General features: G+C 45.9%; 18 protein-coding genes and 1 tRNA gene. 11 read left to right on the top strand and 8 right to left on the bottom strand.

The features are described from left to right. The first annotated feature begins 1,096 nt into the window (after positions 1 to 1,096). Positions 1,097 to 3,682 carry a calcium-binding protein gene (locus tag Q5691_RS17960; RefSeq protein WP_333346039.1) on the top strand — a complete coding sequence of 862 codons (2,586 nt, stop codon included), beginning with the start codon at positions 1,097 to 1,099 and terminating at the stop codon, positions 3,680 to 3,682. Between the two features lie 279 nt (positions 3,683 to 3,961). Beyond that, positions 3,962 to 4,033: transfer RNA gene (locus tag Q5691_RS17955), tRNA-Gly, on the top strand. 168 nt (positions 4,034 to 4,201) lie between these two features. On the opposite strand, the gene Q5691_RS17950 is transcribed toward Q5691_RS17955, so the two are convergent. Both Q5691_RS17950 and Q5691_RS17945 read right to left on the bottom strand, forming a co-directional pair. Then, the gene (locus tag Q5691_RS17950) at positions 4,202 to 4,390 is read right to left on the bottom strand and encodes a hypothetical protein (RefSeq protein WP_333346036.1); all 189 of its coding nucleotides are present in this window, start codon (positions 4,388 to 4,390) and stop codon (positions 4,202 to 4,204) included. 122 nt (positions 4,391 to 4,512) lie between these two features. Continuing rightward, on the bottom strand, positions 4,513 to 4,845 hold the full coding sequence (locus Q5691_RS17945) for a hypothetical protein (RefSeq protein ID WP_333346033.1): 333 nt from the start codon (positions 4,843 to 4,845) through the stop codon (positions 4,513 to 4,515). 341 nt (positions 4,846 to 5,186) lie between these two features. On the opposite strand from Q5691_RS17945, the gene Q5691_RS17940 reads away from it, so the two are divergent. Beyond that, entirely contained in the window at positions 5,187 to 5,537 is a 351-nt protein-coding gene (locus Q5691_RS17940; RefSeq protein ID WP_333346030.1) for a hypothetical protein, read from the top strand. Positions 5,538 to 5,694: 157 nt separating this feature from the next. Here Q5691_RS17940 and Q5691_RS17935 read toward each other — a convergent pair whose 3' ends face one another. The 6 genes from Q5691_RS17935 to Q5691_RS17910 form a co-directional block, all read right to left on the bottom strand. Next, on the bottom strand, positions 5,695 to 8,466 hold the full coding sequence (locus Q5691_RS17935) for a DUF3854 domain-containing protein (RefSeq protein ID WP_333346027.1): 2,772 nt from the start codon (positions 8,464 to 8,466) through the stop codon (positions 5,695 to 5,697). Between the two features lie 820 nt (positions 8,467 to 9,286). Then, entirely contained in the window at positions 9,287 to 9,832 is a 546-nt protein-coding gene (locus tag Q5691_RS17930) for a hypothetical protein (RefSeq protein WP_333346024.1), read from the bottom strand. Then, the gene (locus Q5691_RS17925; protein ID WP_333346021.1) at positions 9,823 to 10,086 is read right to left on the bottom strand and encodes a hypothetical protein; all 264 of its coding nucleotides are present in this window, start codon (positions 10,084 to 10,086) and stop codon (positions 9,823 to 9,825) included. Before Q5691_RS17925 ends, Q5691_RS17930 begins: the two co-directional genes overlap by 10 nt. After that, positions 10,087 to 10,596: a hypothetical protein gene (locus Q5691_RS17920; RefSeq protein ID WP_333346018.1), complete on the bottom strand. Its 510-nt coding sequence runs from the start codon at positions 10,594 to 10,596 to the stop codon at positions 10,087 to 10,089. Beyond that, a complete protein-coding gene (locus Q5691_RS17915) occupies positions 10,593 to 11,120 on the bottom strand; it encodes a hypothetical protein (protein WP_333346015.1) in 528 nt (175 codons plus the stop codon). Before Q5691_RS17915 ends, Q5691_RS17920 begins: the two co-directional genes overlap by 4 nt. A 264-nt stretch (positions 11,121 to 11,384) precedes the next feature. After that, a complete protein-coding gene (locus tag Q5691_RS17910) occupies positions 11,385 to 12,620 on the bottom strand; it encodes a tyrosine-type recombinase/integrase (RefSeq protein ID WP_333346013.1) in 1,236 nt (411 codons plus the stop codon). Positions 12,621 to 12,847: 227 nt separating this feature from the next. Between Q5691_RS17910 and trhO the strand changes: the two genes are divergently transcribed. The 8 genes from trhO (at position 12,848) to Q5691_RS17870 (ending at position 25,575) form a co-directional block, all read left to right on the top strand. After that, positions 12,848 to 13,795 carry an oxygen-dependent tRNA uridine(34) hydroxylase TrhO gene (gene trhO, locus Q5691_RS17905; RefSeq protein WP_333346010.1) on the top strand — a complete coding sequence of 316 codons (948 nt, stop codon included), beginning with the start codon at positions 12,848 to 12,850 and terminating at the stop codon, positions 13,793 to 13,795. 234 nt (positions 13,796 to 14,029) lie between these two features. Next, on the top strand, positions 14,030 to 14,680 hold the full coding sequence (locus Q5691_RS17900) for a glutathione S-transferase (protein ID WP_333212230.1): 651 nt from the start codon (positions 14,030 to 14,032) through the stop codon (positions 14,678 to 14,680). A 202-nt stretch (positions 14,681 to 14,882) separates the two neighbouring features. Next, positions 14,883 to 18,218 (top strand): protein DpdE, encoded by a 3,336-nt coding sequence (gene dpdE, locus Q5691_RS17895; RefSeq protein WP_333346007.1) that lies wholly within the window; start codon positions 14,883 to 14,885, stop codon positions 18,216 to 18,218. 298 nt (positions 18,219 to 18,516) lie between these two features. After that, the gene (locus Q5691_RS17890; protein ID WP_333311587.1) at positions 18,517 to 20,421 is read left to right on the top strand and encodes a response regulator; all 1,905 of its coding nucleotides are present in this window, start codon (positions 18,517 to 18,519) and stop codon (positions 20,419 to 20,421) included. Positions 20,422 to 20,643: 222 nt separating this feature from the next. Beyond that, positions 20,644 to 24,078, top strand: coding sequence for a PAS domain S-box protein (locus Q5691_RS17885; protein ID WP_333346004.1), 3,435 nt, complete (start codon positions 20,644 to 20,646; stop codon positions 24,076 to 24,078). A 57-nt stretch (positions 24,079 to 24,135) separates the two neighbouring features. Continuing rightward, complete coding sequence (locus Q5691_RS17880) at positions 24,136 to 24,516, top strand: response regulator (RefSeq protein ID WP_333212238.1); 381 nt, start codon at positions 24,136 to 24,138, stop codon at positions 24,514 to 24,516. 116 nt (positions 24,517 to 24,632) lie between these two features. After that, positions 24,633 to 25,067 (top strand): hypothetical protein, encoded by a 435-nt coding sequence (locus Q5691_RS17875; protein ID WP_333346001.1) that lies wholly within the window; start codon positions 24,633 to 24,635, stop codon positions 25,065 to 25,067. Positions 25,068 to 25,194: 127 nt separating this feature from the next. Beyond that, the gene (locus tag Q5691_RS17870; protein WP_333212290.1) at positions 25,195 to 25,575 is read left to right on the top strand and encodes a response regulator; all 381 of its coding nucleotides are present in this window, start codon (positions 25,195 to 25,197) and stop codon (positions 25,573 to 25,575) included. Positions 25,576 to 25,584 lie beyond the last annotated feature (9 nt).

Below are 25,584 nucleotides of genomic sequence, written 5' to 3'. Positions count from 1 at the left end.
ATAAGTTTCCCACGATCCCAGACCCATGCAAATACTACCCTTGACAATTTCCCTTTTTCCTTAACTTGTCACCAATGCCGCCACAGTATCATAGCTCGGTTGTGCGATCGCTGCCACTGTTTCATCAATAAATACGTGGTTTTTGATGTGTATAGTATCTAGCCAACGCTTTCATTCATAGCGCAATTTTTGTACAAGTTCTCTAGCGAGGCTGAGTCGCTACTAAAGTTTTTTTTACGCCTTAATTTTAAGAGGTTAAAAGTGCGGGACAAACTTGATACAGCGGATTCCAGGTTTATAAAGTACACCCCAGAAACCGGGTTTTTTCGGGATTTTTCGCCAGAAACCGGTTTTATTCAAGAAACCCGGTTTCTCTGTACTTCACTTACCTGGAAAGTGCTGTATACTTAAGATCGCGAATTAAATAACTTACAATTTTAATTGTTATTGTGGGATGGGCGTCGGGCCCGTCATGAGTGGACGGGCCCGACGCCCATCCCACTTTCAAGAGTGGAAGTTATTTAATTCTCATTCCTTACCTCTATGCCTTGGCGCTCTTTGATTTCAAGAGTGAATTTCTCGCATATATATCACCCGTGTTCTGTCACTATTATCTTTAACAATTCTTCCTCTTTACTTGTAAGCTTCGAGCGCCGCTCCCCTCAAGAGAGTCATGGCAGCTATCTGGGCCGTCTCTCAATACCGAGGCAAAAAGTCACCTATGAGCGATCGACTGACTTTAAATCGTTTTGCTAAGTTTCTTTGTGTGCCTTCTTTGTTTGGCCACGCACTTAGTATCTTCTGTAGTAAGTCAATAGAATATGCAGCTATCTCTAAATAATTTGCTTTTTTTACATCTTTCAAGTTTACCCTCTTTGTGGCGGGTTTTATCTCAAAGTGCTGTAAGTCCCGTTATTTTGTGGTGAACAGAGGCTATAGATCATAGCATCTTTTGTCGCCAATGAAACAAATTGTGCAAAAAAAAGTTTTTTGGAAAATTCGCATAATTTTTGGGAAAAAGCACTGATAGATAATTAGGGTGTAGTAGCTAAGTAAAATTAGCCCTCGCCTGTTTACCGTAAGCAGGAAAAAAACATTGGCAGTATTGACTGGTACATTGACAAATGACAATCTTATCGGCGGGCCTGAGAATGACAACATCTCAGGGCTTGAGGGCAATGACACTTTAGTTGGCTTAGAGGGCAACGACACCTTGCTAGGCGGTGCAGGAAACGACAACGTAAATGGGGGTGGAGGAAATGACTCCCTGATTGGCGACAGTGGCGATGACATCCTGGATGGGGGTATCGGCAATGATGTTCTCAATGGAGGTGGCGGCAATGATAGTCTCGCTGGTGGCGATGGAGATGACACGCTGCTAGGGACTGGGCCTAGCACCTTGGATGGCGGTGCGGGCAATGACTATCTCAGTGGTAGTGGTAATAGCACCTTGGATGGCGGTGCTGGCGATGATACGCTCAGTGCCGGATTTGGCAGTGGGAATGTGCTACGAGGCGGTGCAGGTAGTGATCGCTATCTCCTGCGGGATTTTAGCCAGAATCAACTGCAAATTCAGGATACAGGTGGCATCGATCGCCTAGACTTTGTTGATTTTAGCAACGATGTCAGTACCAGCCCTACGCTGTCGCTGTCGCTGTCATCGGGAAATACAGGCTTGGCCCGACAAGGCACTAATTTACTGATCGACATCAATAAAGACGGAATTGTCAGGGCTACGGATGACATTGTAATTTCCGACTTCTTCGGTGCATCGGCGACTGTCGAAGGTGCTGGCTTCATCGAAACTGTGGGCAACCTCTCTGGTACGGAGATTCTCACAGCTAATTTGATTGAGGCTACGGCTGCACCCGGAAGCAGTGCAAGCACCGGCACAGCAGGCAACGATAACCTCACAGGCACTATCGGTAATGACAACATCTCAGGGCTTGAGGGCAATGACACTTTAGTTGGCTTAGAGGGCAACGACACCTTGCTAGGCGGTGCAGGAAACGACAACGTAAATGGGGGTGGAGGAAATGACTCCCTGATTGGCGACAGTGGCGATGACATCCTGGATGGGGGTATCGGCAATGATGTTCTCAATGGAGGTGGCGGCAATGATAGTCTCGCTGGTGGCGATGGAGATGACACGCTGCTAGGGACTGGGCCTAGCACCTTGGATGGCGGTGCGGGCAATGACTATCTCAGTGGTAGTGGTAATAGCACCTTGGATGGCGGTGCTGGCGATGATACGCTCAGTGCCGGATTTGGCAGTGGGAATGTGCTACGAGGCGGTGCAGGTAGTGATCGCTATCTCCTGCGGGATTTTAGCCAGAATCAACTGCAAATTCAGGATACAGGTGGCATCGATCGCCTAGACTTTGTTGATTTTAGCAACGATGTCAGTACCAGCCCTACGCTGTCGCTGTCGCTGTCATCGGGAAATACAGGCTTGGCCCGACAAGGCACTAATTTACTGATCGACATCAATAAAGACGGTGTAGTCAGGGCTACGGATGACATTGTAATTTCCGACTTCTTCGGTGCATCGGCGACTGTCGAAGGTGTTGGCTTTATCGAAACTGTCGGCAATCTCGCTGGTAGCGAGATTCTCGCGGCTAATTTACCAGAGGCGACTGCGGAACCCACCGCGCCAACACCTACGGCGCCAACACCCACAGCGCCAACACCCACAGCGCCAACACCCACGGCGCCAACACCCGCCGCGCCGACACCCGCCGCGCCAACACCGGTTGCACTCCCACCGCTGCCACCCACACCGACACCCACACCGGTTACGACGCCCACACCGGCTACCACACCCACACCCGTTTTCACTCCCGCGCCAGCTCAGACGATCGCACTTCCGATCGCACTCACAGTCACAAGCGCGCCCGCACCGACAGGCTCAGCGTCAGGGAACATCGGCAGCAACAGCAATGACGTGATTATTGCGATCGACGCTAACAGTCCCGTCTACGGCAACAAAGGCAACGACACCTTAATCGGCAATAGCGAAAACAACACATTCTTCGGAGGCAAAGGAGACGATGCCTTATTTGGCGACGACGGCAACGATCTCCTATTTGGCAACGACGGCAATGACACCGTGATTGGAGGCGACGGTAACGATATCGAGTTAGGAGGAAAAGGTGACGACTTCTTGTATGGCGGCGACGGTAACGATGCGATGAGTGGCGATCTAGGCAACAATACTTTAGCCGGCGACGCTGGAGACGACAACCTCTACGGCGGTAAAGATAATGATGCTTTGCTGGGCGGTACTGGCAACGATTTCCTCTACGGCAAAGAAGGCAACGACATTCTAAGTGGGGTTGACGGCACTGCTGCTAACCCAGGGCTAAGCGAAATCGATACCCTGATTGGCGCTGAAGGCAATGATACTTTCTTGCTGGGAGATGCCACCAAGTTCTATTACAACGATGGCAACGATACCGGCACTGGCGCAGGCGACTACGCTTTGATTGTCGGTTTTAACCCGACTGAAGATATCCTCCAACTTCAAGGCGCTTCTAGCACTTACGTGTTAGGTGATTCTCCCGAAGGATTGCCTGCTGGAACCGCTATTTTCAAGAAGACTTCGGGCTCGGATGAATTGATTGCGATCGTCCAATCAGTTTCTTTCCTGGCTATTGACAGCACCTCTTTACGCTTCGTCTAACGGCAAAGTTCGATTCCCCTCGATCGATCGGCGGTTGAAACCGCTTCTTGTCAAACGAAGTCCCTCTCGCTTGACACTAAGAAATTTAAGTTAGATTAAGTCCTGCCTTTGGTGCAGGACTTTTTTGTCGGGTGGAGGGGCGATCGGCGATCGCCCAAAATTGATTGTCAAAATGCTATACTCAAAATCAGAAAATAGTTGTACAATGTCTTTCTAGTCGTTTTTTACCGCTGCGCCTCCCAGGTGAAAGCAGGTGAAAACAGGTAAAAAACACTAAGCGCGGGCGTAATTCAGTGGTAGAATGTCAGCTTCCCATGCTGAACGTCGTGGGTTCGAGTCCCACCGTCCGCTTGCGCGAACAGTATTTAAACCCTTGAGAAATCAAGGGTTTTGGCGTTTCTAGGGCTTGTTTTCCGTGGTTGCACGGGATGTTTTGGAGACAAAAACAGAGTTTTTGGAGACAAATACAGGGTTCTTGAGGGCTGTTTGGAGACAAATTGGAGACAAAATTGGAGACAATTAAGGGTTTAACTGTGCCAATACGTCCAAAACTACTTCCATATCTGCCAAGTCCGCCCTCGACTTTTTACGCCGCGCTTTCAATTGGTTGAGCAAGTCGGCTGGCTCTGGAAATTCTGCGACGGTCAGAGCGGAGTTTTTATCTTCCTCCCGATCGCGCTGCACTTCCTTGAGTTCTTGCTCCAACATCTGCACCTTCAGTCCTAAATCGCCGTTGCGCTCGTGTAACTGATTCAGTTCTTTATCCCATTCTGCAAGCTGCTTGTTGGCCGCTTTTAATTCCTGCCTGAGTGATTCATCGTTGCCATCACTCAGGCGCTCAATTTTCCCAGCCGTTCCTCAATGGCGGCCATCCGCTCCATCACGGGGTCAAGGCGATCGGCTACAACCTTGTCTACAGTGTCTACAATATTTGTAGACACGACGCTATCATCACTTCGTGTAGACAAATCTGTAGACGTTGTAGACAGCACGTTAGCGTCACTTGTTGTAGACATCGTAGACAGCATTGTAGACGTGCCTGATATTTCCTTGAGAATGCGTTGTGCAGCTTGACTCACTGACTCACCATCTAGTCTCTGAGCTTCTATCCAGTTTAGGAAGTGACCAGAAGCCCTGAACGATACAACTTGACTTTGACTCATTGTAGACGCTTGTATACAGTATATGTCTACAGTAACAGATAAGTGTCTACACTGTCTACATATTGTCTACAAATCTTGTAGACACGAAAATTGCTCTTAGTGGCATACTTATAGCTCTAGAGTTTGATATGATGAAAACGTGGGCCGGGGGGGGAGCCGGGTTATGGCCCGCCCTCCCGGCCGCGCCGGTGAAGATTTAGGGCGCCGCAGGCCAACCGGGGTGAGTGATACCCGGTATAACTAAGAAAAATAATAATAAATTAATATATTAGAAGGCTCTATCTGCTTGGGATACAGCTATTTTTGAATCGATACAATTAATCAATATTTTCCTTGATTTCATGATTAAATCAGTTAAGGCTGGCGGACGTGGTGGAAAGCGATTAGGGTCAGGGCGTCCCTCTACATGGTCTACAAACGATATTAAGACCATCAGAGTGCCAGTTCCTTTGGCTGACCAGCTCTTGGAAATTGCTAGATATCTTGATGGGCAGGAATATTTCTCTCCTCCGTTTTATTCTTTTGAGGATGAAGATTCCAAAGATTTTGATGGTTCCAAAACCACGAAGCTACATTATTTGCGTTTTTGTGCTCAAGCTTTGACTTATCAAAACAATCAGTTACGCACTGAGATTGAAAGCTTAAAAGCAGAATTGAAATCTGCTAAAAAACGAACGTTGAGATTGATTTGATTTCTTTCCATTTCTAGCGGGATTTTTCCGAATTTTCGCTAGCAAGCTCTGTCGAAGTTCACAGACTCCGCCGAAAATTCGGAAAAATAGCCGCCACCAGTGGGGTTACATAAAGTTTTGGGTAACTTTCACTGGTGGCTGTTGTGGCAACGATCGCTTAGATTTTCCGCAGATGGCAGAAGAGCATTGAGATTATGCGGCCACCTCTGATCCCTTCGCGCTCTTGCCAGTCAACCTTGCAACTGATGCTCGTGTGAATCTCAACGATGCGACCGTGCCAGTTGTAGCTAGAGTCCTCTGGTTTGTTGCCAGCCACTTTGTCTCCAACTCTGAAAGCTTTGATGGGGTCAGAGCAAGGAATGCCAGTGAGTAAATCTGCCATTTTTTGTCGTTCATCGTCGGTAAGTTGAGAGAGTAAATTGCACACTTCCGCAAAAGGTGACGAAATTGGGTTGCCAGGGTTGCCAGCGTTCTGTGTAAGGGTTTCTGGGTTGTCAACTGGGTTGCCAGTATTTTTTGGCAACTCACCTGGTAACTCACTTGGCAACCCTGTATGCCTTGCTGTGTCTACTGGCAACCCTGGCAACCCAGTTTTTCGAGTTGTTGTGGGATTCTGCACAAATCCAATCCCCAGCAAGTATTTTTGCCCCCTTCGTTCTATTTCGTCACGCCCGTTATATCGGTGAATTTGTACTTTAGGGAAAATCTCACACAACCTTGCATACAACTGGTTGACAGCTTTCACTGGGGCATCGTACTTATTGGAAAGTTCATTCCAAACCAGCTTCTCCTTATTATTGTTGGACTCTTTTTCTAAAATCCCCGCATCCTCATACCAGTCTTGCAACTGCTGCCACAAATCCGTAACCCAAACACGGCCGCCAGACTGAACCTCCAAACCAACCTCGCGAGCGAACTGCCACAAGTGCCGACTTTCCTCCTGAGCTTCCCGCATAGCCTCACGGGTTGCCTTATAGTCAATGCCCTCGGTCAACAGCAGTGGCAACCGCTCCAGCATCTTGTTAAGTATCGCCGGGGCAATCCGCTCAAGGATAAAATTCTCATCATCCTTAAAGCGCGGGTCAGCTTCCAGCTCGCCCTGAGACAAGTCAGCATCACGCTTGTAGGTTTTCTTAAAACTCAGGATGCCGTATCGGTCATCAATGGCCGCTGTCCCCCCGGTGATGGATGGTAGTTTGTTGCAGTTGGCGAGAAAGATAGCGGCAGGCTTGTATTCGTAGCTGTCTTTACCCTTGCGCTCAATATCAAGAGGGTCGCCGGTGATGAACTGCTTAAGACTTTGAATGGTATCCAAGTCTACTTTTGCAGTATTTTCAGAAGCCCAGTTACAGGTGCTTCCTTCAATTCCTGCCAGAGAGAACTTGCGGCCATTGTCATAAGACCTGAAGTCAGACAAAGACTTCCCAGTCATCCCCCGCCCAAAGACAGCGGCCAACACAGCCCGCAGTGTATCCTTGCCGTTAGAGCCCTCGCCGTAGCACAGCAAACCTTTAACCCCCCGTCCTGTCAGCTTGGAGCGGACAAGCTTCAAATTCAACGCAGCAGCAGCAGTCCGCAAAAATATCTCGCGCTCCGACGGCTCCAAGCATTCTAAAAGGCGATCGCAATCTGTCGGGTCAATGTCGGGGTCATACTTGCAGCCAACATAGGTATAGACATGGTTAGGGTCGTGTGGCACAAGCGAGTGAGAGCCATCAGGATTGATTTTCACTATCCCCTTAGAAGAGTTCAACCCATCTGGATTGATGGTATTAGGGTCTACGGCCACAGCTAAGACCATACAGTTGTAGACCTCGTTAGCACTGGCAGAGTTAAAACGATTGCAGCGATATTTCCCCTTCACAAATTCAGAGTAAGTGCTTAACCAGTCAAGAATACGTCGTTTCTCGGCAGCTTCCGATCGCAGTTCGTAATGAGTCCCAGTGAATTCAAAAAGCTGCCCCGCTATCGATACCCAGGGCGTGTCCGAGTACAGTGCCTCAATGGCTTTATGCACGTAGTTTTGCTCTGGAGTCGGCGCGGTGTCTGGGATGTAGTCACTTCCACTACTGTCATACTTCTGGCATACTACTTCTTCTCGCGTGCGCGGGTGAGGAGTTAAAGAAATATTAGGGTTAAAAGTGTCATTTTTGCGATCGCCTTTCTTGAGCTGTTTCTCCCACTTGGCTAGAGGTAACGCACTCGCTACAACTTCTTTGAATGCGTCACCGCCGTTAGCTTTGATAAAATCATCCATCCCCTTAAACTTGGTATCCCAAACCGTTACGTGTACCTCGCAGCCCTCCCGTTCCAGCAAGCGGCCAAACTTCAAAATGGCTGCACGGCAAGACGGGTTGGCCGCATAGTCGGAGTCAAAATCTATGTAGTGGATGGTGTCGGGCTGTGCCCACTGCTTAACAAAAGTTGCCAGTTCTCCGTCCTTGCTCCAATTCCAAACACCTGTTAGGGCAATAGTGGCAAGGTCAATACTCAAGCCAGCCCCAGCTTTCTTGGTTCCCTCAGTCCAATGACGGGGGATGGATTTGTCAGCGTGAACTTTTGCCCAATAATCTCTATCAGGCATTGCTAGGAAAATTGCGTCGGGTTCCATGCCGCTACCTGTGAGGTATTTGCGCGGTTTAGAACCTTCTGGCTGGTGTGGTTTGTCTGGTTTGCCTTGTCCGTACCAATTGCTTGCCCGTTGACCTGTTTTCCACAAAACACCTCGACACCACCAACCCCCTGTTTTGATGGGTTCTTTTGGACGGATGCGCTCGTTGAGTTCTTTTGCCGTCAGCGATTCGATGTTGAGAGAGGCGATCGCTTCCGATACGGCTGAGCCTTCAACCCATTCTGAAAGGTGTTTTGGGTTGAAAGGATTTAAATTTTGAGATGCAGAATTTTCCCCAGTGGGGTATGATGTATTCACGAGTTTACGGCTCACCGTCTGGTGAGAGTGAATCCAAAAGCCGTTGCGTGTAGGTTCCAATTACGAGCAGCGGTTTTTTGGTGTCTATAGATTTTGAGATATAGCTAAAATTTGGAACCTAGCTCTTGTTCACCAAAAAAAAGTATGGTGAAAAAAGCCAGTTTCCCCGTACCAATGGGTTCTTCAGCTTAGGGTTTGTAAATTGGTGTGTTGCATCCTTGGTACGCGCAGCCCGCGTAGCTGCCAGTTTCCCGGACTCTGCTTAGATCCGCCCTCCCGCATGACTCTACTTTGGAAAGATTCCCGCAGAAATTTGCTTAAGGATATTTCAAAAACCCACTCAAGCCGAACATCTTGCGCCTACTCTTTCTGATTTCAAAGCTTTTTCTCGGTCTTAACGGCCGAGAGTCGCCTATAGATTAAGCTGCGTCGCCACAGCCTGGGACTCCACCAATTGCCTATTTGGTCTTAACAGATAACCTAGAGCACTCTTGTTTTTAGAGCCACCCTTGCGGGGCTAGGACTGTTTTACTTGTCTTGAATTTTACCTCAAGTTTGGTTCGATTGCCTCTTGCCACCCAACACCGCGTCATAGGGCTTCGGCTGTGGTTCGTTGGGATTGGGTGCTGTGGGTGCGGATGTTATTACAAGGGATGTTCTTACGTTATTTAGGTAATAGGCAAACTTATTTGCGTCACCCCGTTGAGCATGATATTTTTCCTTGCTATTCCAGACGCAACCCTTAGTTCTTAAAAATGCCAAGGTGTTTGTAATTTCTGTTTTAGTTCCTATCACTCGGAAGCTTCCTAGTTGTAGTGATTCACTCATTGAGTTTACCCTCAAACTGTTTCAAAATTGACTCTAATTTTACCTTGCCATCTGCAAATTTGCGCCCTCCCATTTTGAGTACATTCTCAACAATCCAAGTCACAGACTTACCCGCTTCCATTGACTTACAAACTTCCAAGTATATAGGGTAATCAGGAGAGTCGGAAGCGGAAGCAGTTTCCTGTAAGTCGCTGCTGTATATAGCTTCCAGCGCTTGACGGGAAGCTTCCACGTCAACACCAGGGGAAGTCAGGATAAGTTCAGCTTCCTGCTGCCTTTGTTGCTGTGAAACGTAAACGCTCGTGCTGATTTCATCCTCTACATCTGCCTTAATTGCTCTCAGTTTCAATTTCTCGATTTCTCCCTCGTCAGCTAATTGACGGGCGATATTTCCAGCGGTAACAGCACAAGCAATTGCAGCACACAGGCTTACCCCTTGCAGCGCTTTGTGAGTATCTAGCTTTTTGTCCAGGGCTGCTAGTGGAGTTAACCAAAGCACTACAGAGGACGCACTCAATACAAACAGTTTTAGCTGCATAGAAACACCCCCAAACCAATCAGCAGCATCGCCAAACCGCCGATTAAAAGCGCTTGTAAGTCAGCCACTGAAATCTTGAGCAACTTACTCAGGGAATAGTCAAGCAACCAGCTCAACCCCCAAGCAATCGCAATCGCTGCTAGCAAGAATAAAACGGCTTTCATTGCCATCGGATGCAGACTCGCTATCCACCCCAGAAGGGAGAAAGCGACGCATCCGGCAAGGAAGTAGTTTGCCAGATACATCGCTTTCATTTAGTCAGTCCCTCCCGTGAGTTTTGCCTTAATCGCATCAATCCGAGTGCGGGCATCACTGTCAGCTTTGTCAATCCCTAACCCCAGTCGGGCATAGCCGGGACGCAAACTGTGCAAGTGCTTAGCTAGTCGAGTGTCTGAGCGTTTTTTACCCAGTTCATTATCAGCCACAACACCCTCATATTTGCGGTGTTCTTTATGAACTGTTTTGTCTGCAACTTCAATTTTTCCTAGTGCTTTGTAAGCGCGTTTAGACTGTCTTGCACCGTCTGTTTTCTCCTTTGCCAAGTCCTTCATTGCGTCCGCTTCTTCCTTCGTGAAATAGCGCGGTGCTGGCACAACTGGAACGCTACGAATACTAGAAAAGTCACCAGGATTTAGCGGTGTGATAACGCTTGTGTCAGTGCTTGCCAGAACTTTTGATTTGTCAATGGCGTGTCCGCCGTCGTTGCTGGTAGTCATTTTTCCAGCATCAGAATTGCCGCCAAAAAGGCGTAATTGTAAGCTCATAATTTTGTCCCGATTTGAATGTTGATGCGAACTGGGGAGGGGAATAAATTCAAGGGATTGATTTGACGCCACATAGACATTGCCAGCACAAACACCCCCGCCGACGCGAGTACAAGTGCGATGAGTTGCCCAAAGTCAACCCAGTCTAAAAAGCTGGTGGAAGTCTGGCGGGTGAAACCACACACAGGGAATGAACCGTCGTTAGTCCAATCTAGGCTGTCTACACTGTCTACAGCTTGCATATTAAGCGGTTCAGGTATTGTGTCTACAGTGTCTACACTCAAACTGTCTACACTGTCTACACTCAAACTGTCTACAGTGTCTACATTCACTGTGTCTACAGTGTCTACATTCACTGTGTCAAGTGACTCACCGTCAACAAGGTACAGTTCTAGCAGCGCTTCCCACGTAGCAGTTTTGCTGAGTTTCCCAAACTGTCTGGCGTCTTCATTGGAGAAGCCACGGTCAAAGGCGATCGCCTTTAATTGGTCAATGCGACGGTAGCTGACGGTAGGTTTAGTCATGACAAAACCCCGCCAACTCAATCATTAAGAGTTGCGATCGTCCGTCTGGACAATCGGCTGAAAGTGGCATAATTTATAGGCTCCAAACGTTCTAGTACAACGGTTTGGGGAAGTCGTGGTTTGGCTAGCATTGCAAGTGCTCGTCAACCGCGCATCAATCTTCCTTAGTTACTCACGATTGCAGACTTCCACTTCCTTGTCAACACAGGGACTGTAAAGTTTTGTTTCGCAAAAGTTGCCCCTAGAATCAACATCCTAACAGCATCAAAGCGGGCGTAAATGCTCCAAAATCTTGCCGTCTAAATACACAGCATTAATCACCCTCTCCGACGTATCACACCATTTAGCAACAACTGCACTCGGTACACCCTTGCCAACTTGTTCGCTGATAAAAGTATCCCGACAAGAGTAGGGAGTGGTAGTTTTACGATGTCCTTCAACCTCGCGATTTTTCTCAGTAATTGGGTCAACCAACTTATGCCAAGTGCGGACAGTGAAATTGCTGTAATTAATCGCCCCGCACTTTTTGGGTGAGGGAAAAACCAGACTGTTTTTGTCTGTCAAATTTTCCGGCTCAAGGTTTCTTAAAAACTCGCTTAATTCCTGATTGCAAGGGAACCTACGGCGCTTGTTGTTTTTACTACCATCAACCCTAGTCTCTATCCCGCCCGGATGCTGCACACTGCCGTTAAACACAATGTGAGAAAAGTCGGAGGCAATATCGCGCCACCTCAAGCCAACAGCCTCAGAGGGACGGCATCCAGTCATGAACCAAAATTGCACCAAAGGGTAATAAAAGCAAAGCTTCTGCCCTCCATAGCCCCTACCGTTCCAAGTCCCCTTGTGGTTCCTAAAAGCCTCTAATACCAACGCCTTTTCTTCTGGACTAAAAGCGTTCGGTTCGGGGTCACTTTGCCAGTTGTGTTTTGGTAAATCCGCAGCCATCCCTTTAAAGGGGGAGACGCGCAACCCACTGATTATTTTAAATTTAATCCCCCATTCAATCGCTGCATTCACGTAAGTCAAGACTCGCTTGGTCATACTATTGGTAGTGTCCTCAAGCAGCCACGCGCGTAATTGCAAAGCATCATCCTCGGATAAATGTTGGTAAGGACAACGGTCAATATAAGCTTGAATGCTGGTCACTAAATAGTGAAAAGTTGTGGGCTTAACAGCAGGTTTTTTGAATTCTAGATATCTCTCAAACAATTTAGTTAGAGTCAGTTCGGGCTTGGACTTGAGAGTCTCAATGACGGTCAAGTGAGTTTGTGACTTGTACTTTTTGAGGGTAGGGTCAAAACGCTCGAACTTGATATCAGATTCAATCAGTTGGGCTTTAGCTTGTGCCAGTTCCCAGTTTTCAGGGGTGTCAGACAGGTTCAGGTACAGGTATTTACGATCGCCCCCGTAAATCTGGCGGGGCAACTGCAAGCGCAGCCTACCACTGCGAGTCTGGACAACTACCGCTCCTTTTTTAGCCCTACTCAGGGGATGGGTCATGGTAAAATTTCAAAAGCAACAGGACAATGCTAGCAATTTGGAGACAAATTGGAGACAAAATTGGAGACAATAATCAGTGCAGAGGATGCAAGCCTTTGCCTGCATAGGGTTTCCTGAGTTATGCCTAGTGCTTCCCATGCTGAACGTCGTGGGTTCGAGTCCCACCGTCCGCTTTGACTGAATTTTCATAGAATTATGAAAATTAATTAGTGCTATCAATTCAATTTATGGCTTATTTCTTAACCGCTGCTTTATATAAGTTCGTTGAACTACCGGATTTTGCTGAGCTGAAAGCACCGTTACTCGATTGTTGCAACAACAACAACGTCAAAGGCACTATCTTGCTGGCCCAAGAAGGCATTAATGGCACGATTGCTGGCTCGTCCGAGGGCGTACACGCAGTGCTGGCATTCTTGCGTAGTGACGTGCGTTTTGCCGATCTCGTGCACAAGGAATCTTTCTCGGAAAAAGCACCTTTTTATCGGTTGAAAATACGCTTGAAGCGCGAAATCGTCACGATGGGAGTACCGGACATTAATCCCCGCCTCATGGCTGGCAAATATGTTAAGCCGGAGGAGTGGAATAAGCTGCTTGACGATCCCGATGTTGTCGTGGTTGATGTGCGTAACGACTTCGAGGTATCTATGGGTACTTTTGAAGGTGCTATTAATCCAAAAACAAAAAGCTTTTCTGAGTTACCTGAATGGGTGCGGCGGGAAACAGCTTTACGCAATAAACCCAAGGTGGCAATGTTTTGCACCGGTGGTATTCGCTGCGAGAAATCTACTGCTTTTTTGCGTACTCAAGGTTTTGAGGAAGTCTATCATCTCGAAGGCGGAATTTTAAAATATTTGGAAACGGTGCCGGAAGCAGAAAGTCGTTGGGAAGGTGAATGTTTTGTCTTTGATGAACGAGTTTCGGTTGGTCAGGACTTAAAGCCGGGTAACTATGAACTTTGTCGCGGTTGTCGTCACCCGATTAGTCAGGAAGATAAGGCTTCGGAATTATTTGTACTTGGTGTGAGTTGTCCTCATTGTCATGACTCAAAAACTGAAACCAAAAAACAAGCCTTATCTGAACGTCAACGTCAGATTGAGCTTGCTAAGCGTCGCAACCAAGTGCATATAGGCGCGCGCTACGATGCGAAGAAAAAAGTAGATGGTGCGATCGACTAATAGTATTCACTAAGCTCAAAGAAACCCGGTTTCTACGAAAAATCTTGTTTCGCGACAAGAAATCTACGAATAAAGGGGGTTTCTGACCCGAAAAACCCGATCGTGCGATCGACTAATTATATCGTTTCCAGTGGCATCGGAATAATAAAATCGAGTCAACAGTTAACAGTCAACAGTCAACAGTCAACAGTCAACAGTCAACAATAATTCCGGTGCAACCGGAATTGATATAATATGTCAGCAACATACCCGATTTTGTATTCCTTCCGCCGCTGTCCCTATGCTATGCGGGCGCGCTTGGCCTTAATGGTTAGCAATCGGGTGTGTGAGTTGCGGGAAGTTGTTTTGCGAGACAAACCACCAGAGATGTTGGAGGTATCTCCCAAAGGTACAGTACCAATATTAATGGATGTTGACGGGCGGGTTCTAGATCAAAGTATCGATATCATGTTGTGGGCATTGAGACAACACGATCCTGAAAAATGGTTGATGCCACAGCAAGGTTCTGTTACAGAAATGCTGGAACTAATCGCTCTATTTGATGATAGGTTTAAATATCATCTTGACCGTTATAAGTACCCCGATCGCTATCCCGGTGTTGATGCCCAAGTACATCGTTATGAAGGTTCTTTATTTCTGGAACAACTTAACTCACGGTTAAGTGCCACTAAATATTTATTTGGTAACAATGTAGCATTGGCTGATATGGCGATCGCACCTTTTGTTCGTCAATTCGCTCATACAGATCCAGCTTGGTTCAACGAACAGCCTTGGCCACCGCTACAAGCTTGGTTAGCAGAGTTTACAGACTCTCAAATTTATAGCAGTGTGATGCAGAAATACCCGAAATGGGAATCCGGTAATGCAGGCGTTGTTTTTCCTTGATGGTAAGTAGGTATTCTTATTCGCTGCCCGGATATTTATTGAATACCAAAATGTTAGTTACCATGCTAAACTTATTGTTTTCCGAATAGCAGATTGACTGTCATTTGACTAAAAAAGCGAGGCCGGCGAAACTCGCATCTTGCTAATTTTTTTAATGTGAAAGGATGTACTGTATTCTAGTAAGTATTGTCAGGCTAAAACTATGATTGATGTTGGTTCATTAGTTCGATTGCCCAGAAACGATTTGGGAGTCGGAAAAGTTGTCGAGGTATCGCGTACCGAGGCGGTAGTTGAATATTTTTGCTCAGTTAAAAACCGCATCCGCAAAACTGTACCCTTGGGTTTGCTGCAAGAAGCCAGACTTCAGCGCCAAACCCGCTGCTACCTCTGGAGTACAAGTCAGGAAAGATGGATTATCGGTCGAGTTTATGACTGGGATGAAGATAAATTAGAGTACGAAATTGACCTGCCCGACAGCCAAAGTTTGCAAGCTGTCGAAAGCGAACTTTACGTTCGCTGCAATATCCCGATCGCCGATCCGATCGACATTTTAGCAGTCAAAGGCCAAGAAACGCCGTATTTTCACGATCGCCGATTGGCATTCGTTCAATCTGCGATCGAACAGCGGGCCGTCAGCCGCGGCATGACCGGTTTAATTTCTGCTAATATAGACCTCTATCCGCACCAAGTTGAAGTCGTCCGGCGCGTCCTAGAAGACCCAATCGTGCGCTATTTATTAGCCGACGAACCAGGACTGGGAAAAACAGTAGAAGCCGGCACAATTCTCCGCCAATTCCTGCTAGATGAACCCAACGGACGCGCTGTGGTTCTGGTTCCGAAATACCTGCTCGAACAGTGGCGGCAGGAGTTAGAAAATAAATTCTATTTGTCTCATTTTGCGGATAGAGTGCAGCTTGTTGCTATTAGCGAAATCAATCAAGTTAGCCGCAATGCTAACCTAGATTTTCTGATTGTGGATGAAGCGCATGATGTGGCAGCAATGGCACATTCGAGCGATCGTACTCAGCAGCAGTCCTTTGAACTCTGTCAGAAACTAGCTCAGAAAAGCAAAAATGTATTGTTATTATCTGCAACGCCAGTTATCGGCCATGAGCAAGATTTTCTAACGATGCTGCACTTGCTAGATCCGACAACTTACCGTCTTGATGACCTGGAAAGCTTCAAGGAACAGGTGCAAAACCGTCAAGAAATCGGCCGCGCTTTGCTGGATTTCCGAGAAAAGGCCAAGCCTGCTGTTTTGCAAACAAAACTCGCTCAACTTCGCACTATTTTTGCCAAAGATGATTATTTAATCGGATTAGCAACAGAGTTAGAAAGTTGTTTGAAAACTAAAGAAAGCGCAGAACAGGCTCGGCTTGTCCGAACTATTCGCACTCACGTTAGCGATACCTACCGCCTGCATCGTCGCATCCTTCGCAACCGCCGGGATGCGGTTGAAGATGTGATTTTCGAGCGAGAGGCTGTCCCTAAAACTGAGTACGATCTGAATGATGAACAGTGGTCGGAAATTCAAACCGTACTCGATAAATGGCGCACATTCGCTCCCAAGTCTAGCGAATATCAGAGAATATTTCTGCTATTTTTCCGCGCTTCTGGTACTTGGCTGAATGTTTTAGAACGGGTTGTCAAAGCTCGCTTGCAGAAAAAATCGACTCCTGAACTCGATCGCGAATTTGGACAAAATGACACGGCAATTTTGACCAAAACGGAGCTGTTTCCAGAAGAAAGGGAAATGCTGGAAACCTTGCTCAATACCCTGGAAAAGCCCCAGGAAGGACTCGATCGACTGAGTTTGTTACGAATCGCCATTCTCCGATTTTTGGCAGTTGCTTTGAAGGTTCCGCGCGAGTATCACAGCAAACCTCGCGATTTGCTGTCGAGAATTCAACAGCAAATTAAACGGCCGATTCCAGGCGAGCGTTTCCCGAAAATTGTGATTTTTACCAGTTTTACTGCAACTTGTAAAGAGATTGCGGAAAATTTAGCTAAAATCTTTGGTAAAAATGCGATCGCCAGCCATGACACGACCAAATCGGCTGATGAGGTTGAGGCTAGTCTCAAGCGGTTTAAGACTGAACCCCATTGTTTTATCTTAGTGTGCGATCGATCGGCGGAAGCAGGGGTAAATCTGCAATTGACAGATTGGCTAGTTCACTTCGATTTACCGTGGTTTCCCAACCAGTTAGAACAAAGACTCGGCAGAGTCGATCGCATTGGTAGCAAAATGGGAGTGCAATTTTGTTTGTTTGCAGGCCCGGATATGCCAGAGAGTCCCCACGAAGCTTGGTTTCAAGTTTTAAAAGATGGGTTTGATATCTTCAACAAATCTCTTGCCAGCCTTCAGTTTTATGCTGAGGAAAAACTTCTCAAACTTGAAGAAAAGTTGTTTGCTGAGGGAGGCAAGGGCTTATCGAGCGAAATTGAAGCGATTAAAACTGAAATCGAACAAGAGAAAATCAAAATTGACGAACAGTACGTTCTCGATGAAATTGATACTCTTGATGACAGCGCATCTCAGTATTTTGAGTCTCTCGATAACTGCGATGCTAAGCATAAAGAAATGCAGCGGTCTACAGAAGGTTGGTTGTGTCAAGCTCTTCACTTCAAACAAATCGAACATCCGAGTATATCGGGGTTGATGCGCTATAAACCTACTCAAAAAACGTTGATTCCCTCGAACGATTTGATGACCAGATTGGTTCCTTATTGCCAGCAATATGGTAGTTACAATCGCCGCATTGCTCATCAGAATGCGGATGTGGCTCTTTACCGAATTGGTGAGGGATTGATCGATGCAATTAGCTCTTATATTCGCTGGGACGATCGGGGCCAAGCTTTTGCCATGTGGCGGCATGATGAAAGTTGGGATGCGGAACCCGGGAAGGAGTGGTTTGGCTTTCAGTTTAATTATTCCATCCAGACTGATGTGCAACCGGCAGAGCAAGTTTTGCAAGCACAAAACATCGAAAATTACAACTTGAAAGCTTTGCAGCGCCGCGCTGATGCTCTGTTTCTGCCCATTTTTGAAACTGTGTTTGTAGATGCTCGCAGCGAAGAAATGTCACTGGTGGAAGATGCAGAAATTCTAGCGATTTTGCAGCGGGCTTATAAGGGGAAAGGCGGGCAGAATCGGGATTACAATTTGTCGAAAAATCGCACATCGCTGATTGACAGTTTTGTCGATCCGCTAGAATGGGATGATTTTTGTCAAAAGGGACGGGTGGTATCGGAGAAATTGTTGCGCGGGCGATCGGCTTTTGTGGAAATGTGCGATCGATCTGCTGTCACGGCTGCAATCCAACTCGAAAACCGGGTGAATCAATTGCAGTTGCGCTTGCATCGACTTTCTAAATCCGAACAACTTTTAGAATCGGTTTTGGCTGATGAAATCAATACCGAAAGTTTGTTGAATCAAGCGGTTTTAGCTGGTATTCGCCGCCCGCACATGACTCTTGAGTCTGTGGGATTTATTGTGATTTCTGGGCGTCCTCCTGTAAAGTCGGAGGATGAAGGATAATTTGTTTGGTAGGGCGATCGCTCTTTTTGGGGGCGATTCCCTACCCTTCGGGATAGCTTCGCTTCACGCTTTTTTTGAACCGCAGATGTAGGCAGATAAACGGGGATGGACGCAGATGAAGGAAAGGGCGATCGGTTTTATCTAAACTGCGGAAATGACAGCAATTTTTAGGTGATGGGACTGCAAAAATGGTAAGATAAAAGGAGTAGTAATGAGTAGCAGTGATTTAGTTAAAAGCCACGCTTCGGCCTGACATCAAAGCGCGTCGATCGCATGGGAATTGAACCGCACAGCTAAAATGAAGAAGTCTCCGATCAAAATTTTGCTCGTAGATAATGATGGAGGGCTGAGTGCAACACTGGCAAAGGTGTTGGAGGCAAATCATTACGGGTTTGATCGTGCAAATGATGGACAAGTGGGCCTAGACTTGGCAGCCACAATTGAGTATGACCTGATATTGTTAGATGTGCAAGTTCCCAAACTAGATGGAATTAGTCTATGTCGGCAATTGCGATCGCAAGGCTACTGCAAACCGATCCTGTTAATGACGGCAAAGGATTCAGATGCGGAGGTGGTGGCTCTTTTCGATGCGGGAGCAGATGATTACATTAGCAAGCCTTTTGCTACGAAAGTATTACTGGCAAGAATCCGAACTTTATTGCGACGCAGTAAAGCACTTTATCCAGGAGGTTATACTCAGAATTCAGCGGCTAATACATTGACTTGGGGATATCTTTGTTTAGATTTAGAGTCTGGTAGAGTGACTTTTTGCGAACAAATAATTTCACTGACAGCAACAGAATATAATCTGCTGGAATTATTACTGCGAAATCCCGATCGCATCTTTAGCCGCAGTGCTATTTTGGATCGGCTGTGGGGATTTGATGACGCACCAACCGATCGCGCCATTATCACTCATATTAAGGATGTCAGAAAGAAACTGAAGGCCGGCGGCTTAACTGAAGAAATCATTGAAACAGTTTATGGCATGGGCTATCGACTGAAACCGTACACCCCATCTGCGTCGTCTCATTCAAATAATTCTGGGATTGAGCGCCCCCAAAAACATCAATCTCGCGGGGTAGATAAGTCCGATATCGACAAAGTTTTAGAGCGGTTTCGGGGAGGCTTCGACCAACAAATTGCTGTATTGGATCAGGCAAAAACTGCTATATTAGCAGGAAAATTAGAAACTGAATTACAGCAATCGGCAAAACGTGAAGCTCATAAATTGGCCGGCTCTCTGGGATCTTTTGGTTATCCCGAAGGCTCGAAATTGGCACGCTCTGCAGAGCATTTGCTAATAAACGATCGCTCTTTGACTGCTGAAGAAATTACCCGCTTCTCGGAATTGGTGACAGGATTACAGCAGGAATTAGCCACAACACCTATTAAATCAACCGCAGCACCAGTTTCTACTATTTCAATTTTCAACTATCGGGTTTTGGTAGTTGATGATGATGCTGCATTAACGGAGCGATTGAAAGTAGAATCCGCAGCTTGGGGATTGCGGATGAAAATTGCGCCGAATATTACTGCTGCCCGATCGCGTCTTGCCCTGTCCATGCCCGATGTGATGTTACTAGATTTAAGTTTTGCAGAGACAGAGGAAGATGGATTGACGCTACTGCGAGAACTGACCGAGCGATCGCCTAACCTGCCTATAATTGTTTTTACCGGACGAGATAGCCTTGCCGATCGCTTGGCTGTATCGCGCTTAGGTGCTAAGCAATTTCTCCACAAACCTGCAACCACCGAGCAAATTTTTCGAGCGATTTCCCGTGTTCTACCCAGTCCCAAAACTTCAGAAGCCAAAGTCTTAATCGTAGATGATGACCCTGTGATGCTGGTTAAATTATCAGCGTTACTGACTCCCTGGGGAATTGAGGTGACAAATCTCAAAGAACCACAGCAATTTTGGGAGATGTTAATTAGCACTGAACCCGATTTAGTAGTGCTGGATCTAGAAATGCCGATCGTCAGTGGCTTAGAATTGTGTCAGGTCGTCCGACAAGATATCCAATGGGAAAATTTACCGATTTTGGTGGTGACAGCCCATACCGATCCAGAATCTCTGCAACAAGCCTTTGCAGCGGGAGCCGATGATTTTATTACCAAGCCGGTACTAGGGCCTGAATTAGTCACGCGGGTACTCAGCCGAATCAAGCGCACTCGTCCTTTACTTCAGGGTGGGAATACTTAAATAAAACTTATACCAATTTTTTATGAGGCTGCATAGAATCCGATCACCCTGGCGCCCCCCTTAATAAGGGGGGGACAAGATTCCGATCAAAGTCCCCCAACAACCAGGAGGATTTAGGGGGATCGAGATATGTGCAACTTCACATTAAATTGGTATTACGCACAAGGGCTAAAAACCCGGTTTCGGCTTCAATCTAAAAAATGTAATTAATTAAGTAGATTAATGATAGATCATACTGATGAGAATTATGGGGAATTGCAACAACAGCAACAACAAATCCTTGCTAAAACCGCACTTTCTCTCTCCGAATCCATCCAACTAGAAGATATTCTCAACACTACGGTAACGGAACTCAGAAACATTCTGCAATGCGATCGCGTAATTATCTTCCAATTTGCTCCTGACTGGAGCGGAAAAGTGGTGGTAGAGTCAGTTGGTCCAGAATGGACACCAATCTTATCCACTCAGATACAATATCCTTGCTTGGTTGAAAGCTATATCGAAGCCTTCAAACAAGGCTTATTCACATCTAAATCAGATATTTATACTGCCGGAATTGATACTTGTCACCCGGACTTCCTGGCAAATGTTCAAGTTAGAGCTAACCTGGTTATTCCTATGCTTAAGGGAGAAGAACTTTGGGGATTATTGATTGCCCATCAGTGTGCAGAACCTCGCGAATGGCAACCATCAGAAATTGAACTCATGGGACAGCTAGCAACTCAAGCTGGAATTGCCATTCAGCAAGCTGATTTATTTGATCAAGTACAAACGGAAGTGAGAGAGCGCCAACAAGCAGAAATTGCCCTGCAACAACTCAATACTGAACTCGAACAACGAGTCATAGAACGGACAGCAGAACTCACTGAAGTCAACCATAGCTGGCAACAATATATCAATCAAGTTGAAGACCTTTATAATAATGCTCCCTGTGGCTATCATTCCCTAGATGCAGCAGGAACAATAATTATGATTAATGATACGGAACTGAATTGGTTAGGCTATACCCGCGAGGAAATTGTGCATAAAAAGAAATTTGTTGATTTAATGACAGTTGAAAGCAAAAATATTTTTCATCACAACTTTTCTTTGTTTAAGAAACAAGGACACATCAATAATTTAGAGTTTCAAATGTTGAATAAAAACGGAAAACTCATTTTGGTAAACTTAAATGCTACAGCAAGTTATGATGAAGCAGGTAACTTCATGATGAGTCGTTCTAGCGTATTTGATATCACCGATCGCAAACTGACTGAAGAAGCATTCCGCCAATATGAACGCATCGTCTTCAATACAACAGATGGGATTGTGTTGATGGATCGCAACTATACTTATCAAATAGTCAATCAAGCTTATTTGACTTGGTGCAACAAATCTGAAAGCGAAGTGATCGGAAATTATGTTAGGAATATCCTGGATGCAGACGTGTTTGATAATATGATAAAACCTCGGTTAGACAGATGTTTGGATGGCGAGAAAATTCAGTATGAAAACTGGTTTACTTCTCCCAATTTAGTCAGGCAATTTTTGAGCGTTACTTATACACCTTTACGTGATGCAGGCGAAAATATTGTAGGGATAATCGTTATTCTGCGCGATCTGACTAAACTTAAACAAGCCGAACAAATGCTGGAGCTTCAGGCTGTCATTACCCGCAACATGGCGGAAGGCATTTGTTTAGTAAGAGCAGAGAATGCAGTTATTGTCTATGCCAATCCTAAATTTGAGCAGATGTTTGGCTATGACTGTGGCGAACTCAACGGTCAGCACGTTTCGATTCTCAACTATGCCACCGAATCGGTCAGCCCTGAAGAGGTAAATCAAGCCATTCGGTCTGCCGTTTTACAAAGGGGTGAATTTAGTTATGAAGTTCAGAATGTCAAGAAAGATGGGACTCCATTTTGGTGTAGTGCCACTTGCTCTGCATTCAATCATTCCGACTATGGCGATGTTCTGGTGGCCGTTCATCAAGATATTACCGTAGCGAAGCACCTCGAAGAAGTTCGACAAGAGGCGGAAGCAGCCTTACTACAGAAATCCCGAAAGGAAAATTTGCTCTGGAGGATTACTCAAGGGATTCGCAAATCTTTGGATCTGAATGCGGTTCTAAATACTGCTGTTACTGAAATCAGGCAGACATTACAAACTGATCGCACTGCCATTTACCGCTTTAATCCTGATTGGAGTGGTGATTTTGTCGTGGAGTCAGTTGGTGAGGGTTGGGTAAAACTGATAGGGAGCGATCTTCAAAAAAATTGTGCAGATACCTATCTGCAAGAAACTCAAGGCGGTCGATTCCGCAATCATGAAAACTTTGTTATTAATAATCTTTACACCGATAAAATTCAAGCCTGTCATATCGAGCTAGTGGAAAAATTCCAAGCAAAAAGTTATGCTGTTTTCCCGATATTTTTGAGAGAAAATCTCTGGGGTTTGTTAGCTATATACCAAAATACGGCACCTCGTCAATGGGAATCCTGGGAAATAGAATTAGTTGAACAGATTGCCAGCCAATTGTCGATCGCCATTCAGCAATCCAAACTCTACCGACAACTTAAGCTAGAACTGCAAGAACGTAAGCAAGCCGAAGCCACGATCCGAGAAGCCGAACGACGCTGGCGATCGCTTTTGGATAACGTGCAGTTGATTGTTGTCGGACTTGATATAAGGGGAAATGTCAATTACGTTAATCCTTTTTTCTTACAAATCACAGGATATACTCACCCCGAAGTTATCGGAAAGAATTGGTTTAAAGAATTATTACCCCGTTCTATTCAACAATCGATTAAAGTTGTTTTCTCGGAAGTTTTAGCCCAGAAATATCATGTCTATTATCAAAATCCTATCTTGAAAAAATCGGGTGAAGAACGGTTCATTGCTTGGAACAATACCGTTCTGCGAGATTTAGAGGGAAACATCATTGGAACTATCAGCATTGGGGAAGATATTACCGAACGACAAAGGCTCGAACACATTAAAGATGAGTTCATTGGCATTGTCAGCCATGAACTTCGCACTCCTTTGACAGGAATCCAAATGTCATTGGGACTAATAAAAAGTGGGGTTTATGATAAAAAACCAGAAAAATCTAGACGCATGATTGAAATTGCCCTCCTTGATACCAATCGTTTAGTGAACCTGGTTAATGATATTTTAGATCTGGAACGCCTAGACTCCGGGCGGGCAATTGTGGAGAAAACTGTTTGCAAAGCTGCAGATTTGATGCAGCAAGCAGTAGATTGCATTCAGGCGATCGCTACTCAACAACGGATCTCATTAATCGTTACCCCCACGGATGCCGAAGTCTGGGCAACAGGAGATGCGATCGTCCAAACTTTAACAAATTTGCTCAGTAATGCAATTAAATTCTCACCTGCCGATTCCACAATTCATCTGAGTGCCGAAAACCAGACAGACTTTGTGCTGTTCCAAGTTAGTGATCGCGGACGAGGCATTCCTGCCGATAAACTAGAACTGATTTTTGGGCGATTTCAGCAAGTCGATGCCTCCGACTCCCGTGAAAAAGGAGGCACCGGTTTAGGTTTAGCAATCTGTCGCAGTATTGTTGACCGGCATGGCGGCAAAATCTGGGCGGAAAGTATCTTAGGTGAAGGCAGCACATTTTGCTTTACCCTACCCTTACCCACCACTGAATAACGCTTAGATTAATCTGTACCATCAATCCAAAATCCAAAATCTCCAATCCAAAATCCCATGACAGACAGACAAATTCTAGTTGTTGACGATGAAGAACACCTTCGGGAACTTGTGCAAGCCTGCTTAGAAGATTTAGGCGGATGGGAAACAGTGGGGGCAGGATCGGGAGAGGAATGTTTACAAATACTGCAAATAGAACAACCCAACGCTATTTTGCTGGATGTATCTATGCCGGGAATGGATGGGTTTGCCGTGTACGAGATCCTCCAGTCCGATCCGATTACCCGATCGATTCCAGTGATTCTGCTGACAGCGAAAGTTTTGCCCAGCGATCGGGCTAAATTTGCCCAAATGGCGGTAGCTGGGGTAATTGCCAAACCGATCCAACCAATCACCCTGACGGAAGAAGTAGCAGAGATTTTGGGATGGGATGAATAACTTTCACCATTTTTGTGAATTATTGTAACAATCACCCAATCTTTACCAAATCCTTACCGTTGCTATTTAGTCTCCTGTTATGCAGCTAACAGTTCTTTGCATTAGGAGGAGACTCAATGAATGCTTTTCAGGCTTTGAATGATATAAATCAGGAGCTCGCAGGTTCATTTTCCGGTTTGCCCACTGGTTGTCAGCAATCCACACTTTGGATTGCTCATACAGAGGAAACACCGAGCACAGCCATTAAAATTCAAGAAAAGGATTTAACACTTATCCTTAAAGTTCACATTTCTGACATTGATATTGTCAAATTGAATCTCCAAATCACTCCAGAAACTGTTTTAATCCAAGGTCAACCTACCGAAGTGGCTGTAGTAGAAGGTTATTTCCTTCCTAGTGGATTTCAAAGTCTCATTCCGTTGCCCCACCGCGTACATCCTGAAATCTATGCGGCTGAAATAGACCAGGATGGTTTAATACTTCAGATTGCTAAAGAGTTGAGAGTTGAGCAATCCGAAGTTCGGATTCAATTCTCAAATATACATCTTTAAGCGATTGCTTAAAGATGTATATTTGAGACCCAATTGGCAACCGAAAAATTGATTTCTAATCAACCAAAATAAAATGAACACTTTACAAGTAGCTAATTATGATGGCAGTCTCCTGCCCGAAAACAAGATGAAAGGGAAACAAATTCTCATCGTTGATGACCAAGAACACCTCCGCGAACTGATACAGATGTGCCTGGAAGACCTCGCGGGATGGGACACCCTGGTGGCCGAATCAGGAGAAGAATGTTTACAAATCCTACAAACAGAACGACCTAATGCTATTTTGCTGGATTTATCAATGCCGGGAATGGATGGGTTTGCTGTGTACGATCGTCTCCAATCCAATCCCATAACTCGATCGATTCCAGTGATTCTGCTGACAGCAAGAGTTCTGTCAACCGATATGGCTCAATTTGCCCAAATGGGTGTTGCTGGGGTAATTCCCAAACCATTTGAAGCCACCACCCTGCCGGGAAAAGTGACAGAGATTTTGGGATGGGATGATTGACACTCCCCG

It is taken from the genome of Microcoleus sp. w1-18aA5 (assembly GCF_036701705.1).
GTDB lineage: Bacteria > Cyanobacteriota > Cyanobacteriia > Cyanobacteriales > Microcoleaceae > Microcoleus.
The sequence above is the reverse complement of the archived record's forward strand: the minus strand, read 5'-3'. Positions and strand labels throughout refer to the sequence as shown.

What these genes read in the sequence shown, in the direction of transcription:
- Q5691_RS17950 (WP_333346036.1), bottom strand. Translation starts at nt 4,390, where the DNA reads ATGTTGGAGCAAGAACTCAAGGAAGTGCAGCGCGATCGGGAGGAAGAT.
- Q5691_RS17945 (WP_333346033.1), bottom strand. Translation starts at nt 4,845, where the DNA reads ATGAGTCAAAGTCAAGTTGTATCGTTCAGGGCTTCTGGTCACTTCCTA.
- Q5691_RS17940 (WP_333346030.1), top strand. Translation starts at nt 5,187, where the DNA reads ATGATTAAATCAGTTAAGGCTGGCGGACGTGGTGGAAAGCGATTAGGG.
- Q5691_RS17930 (WP_333346024.1), bottom strand. Translation starts at nt 9,832, where the DNA reads ATGCAGCTAAAACTGTTTGTATTGAGTGCGTCCTCTGTAGTGCTTTGG.
- Q5691_RS17925 (WP_333346021.1), bottom strand. Translation starts at nt 10,086, where the DNA reads ATGAAAGCGATGTATCTGGCAAACTACTTCCTTGCCGGATGCGTCGCT.
- Q5691_RS17920 (WP_333346018.1), bottom strand. Translation starts at nt 10,596, where the DNA reads ATGAGCTTACAATTACGCCTTTTTGGCGGCAATTCTGATGCTGGAAAA.
- Q5691_RS17915 (WP_333346015.1), bottom strand. Translation starts at nt 11,120, where the DNA reads ATGACTAAACCTACCGTCAGCTACCGTCGCATTGACCAATTAAAGGCG.
- Q5691_RS17910 (WP_333346013.1), bottom strand. Translation starts at nt 12,620, where the DNA reads ATGACCCATCCCCTGAGTAGGGCTAAAAAAGGAGCGGTAGTTGTCCAG.
- trhO (WP_333346010.1), top strand. Translation starts at nt 12,848, where the DNA reads ATGGCTTATTTCTTAACCGCTGCTTTATATAAGTTCGTTGAACTACCG.
- Q5691_RS17900 (WP_333212230.1), top strand. Translation starts at nt 14,030, where the DNA reads ATGTCAGCAACATACCCGATTTTGTATTCCTTCCGCCGCTGTCCCTAT.
- dpdE (WP_333346007.1), top strand. Translation starts at nt 14,883, where the DNA reads ATGATTGATGTTGGTTCATTAGTTCGATTGCCCAGAAACGATTTGGGA.
- Q5691_RS17890 (WP_333311587.1), top strand. Translation starts at nt 18,517, where the DNA reads ATGAAGAAGTCTCCGATCAAAATTTTGCTCGTAGATAATGATGGAGGG.
- Q5691_RS17885 (WP_333346004.1), top strand. Translation starts at nt 20,644, where the DNA reads ATGATAGATCATACTGATGAGAATTATGGGGAATTGCAACAACAGCAA.
- Q5691_RS17880 (WP_333212238.1), top strand. Translation starts at nt 24,136, where the DNA reads ATGACAGACAGACAAATTCTAGTTGTTGACGATGAAGAACACCTTCGG.
- Q5691_RS17875 (WP_333346001.1), top strand. Translation starts at nt 24,633, where the DNA reads ATGAATGCTTTTCAGGCTTTGAATGATATAAATCAGGAGCTCGCAGGT.
- Q5691_RS17870 (WP_333212290.1), top strand. Translation starts at nt 25,195, where the DNA reads ATGAAAGGGAAACAAATTCTCATCGTTGATGACCAAGAACACCTCCGC.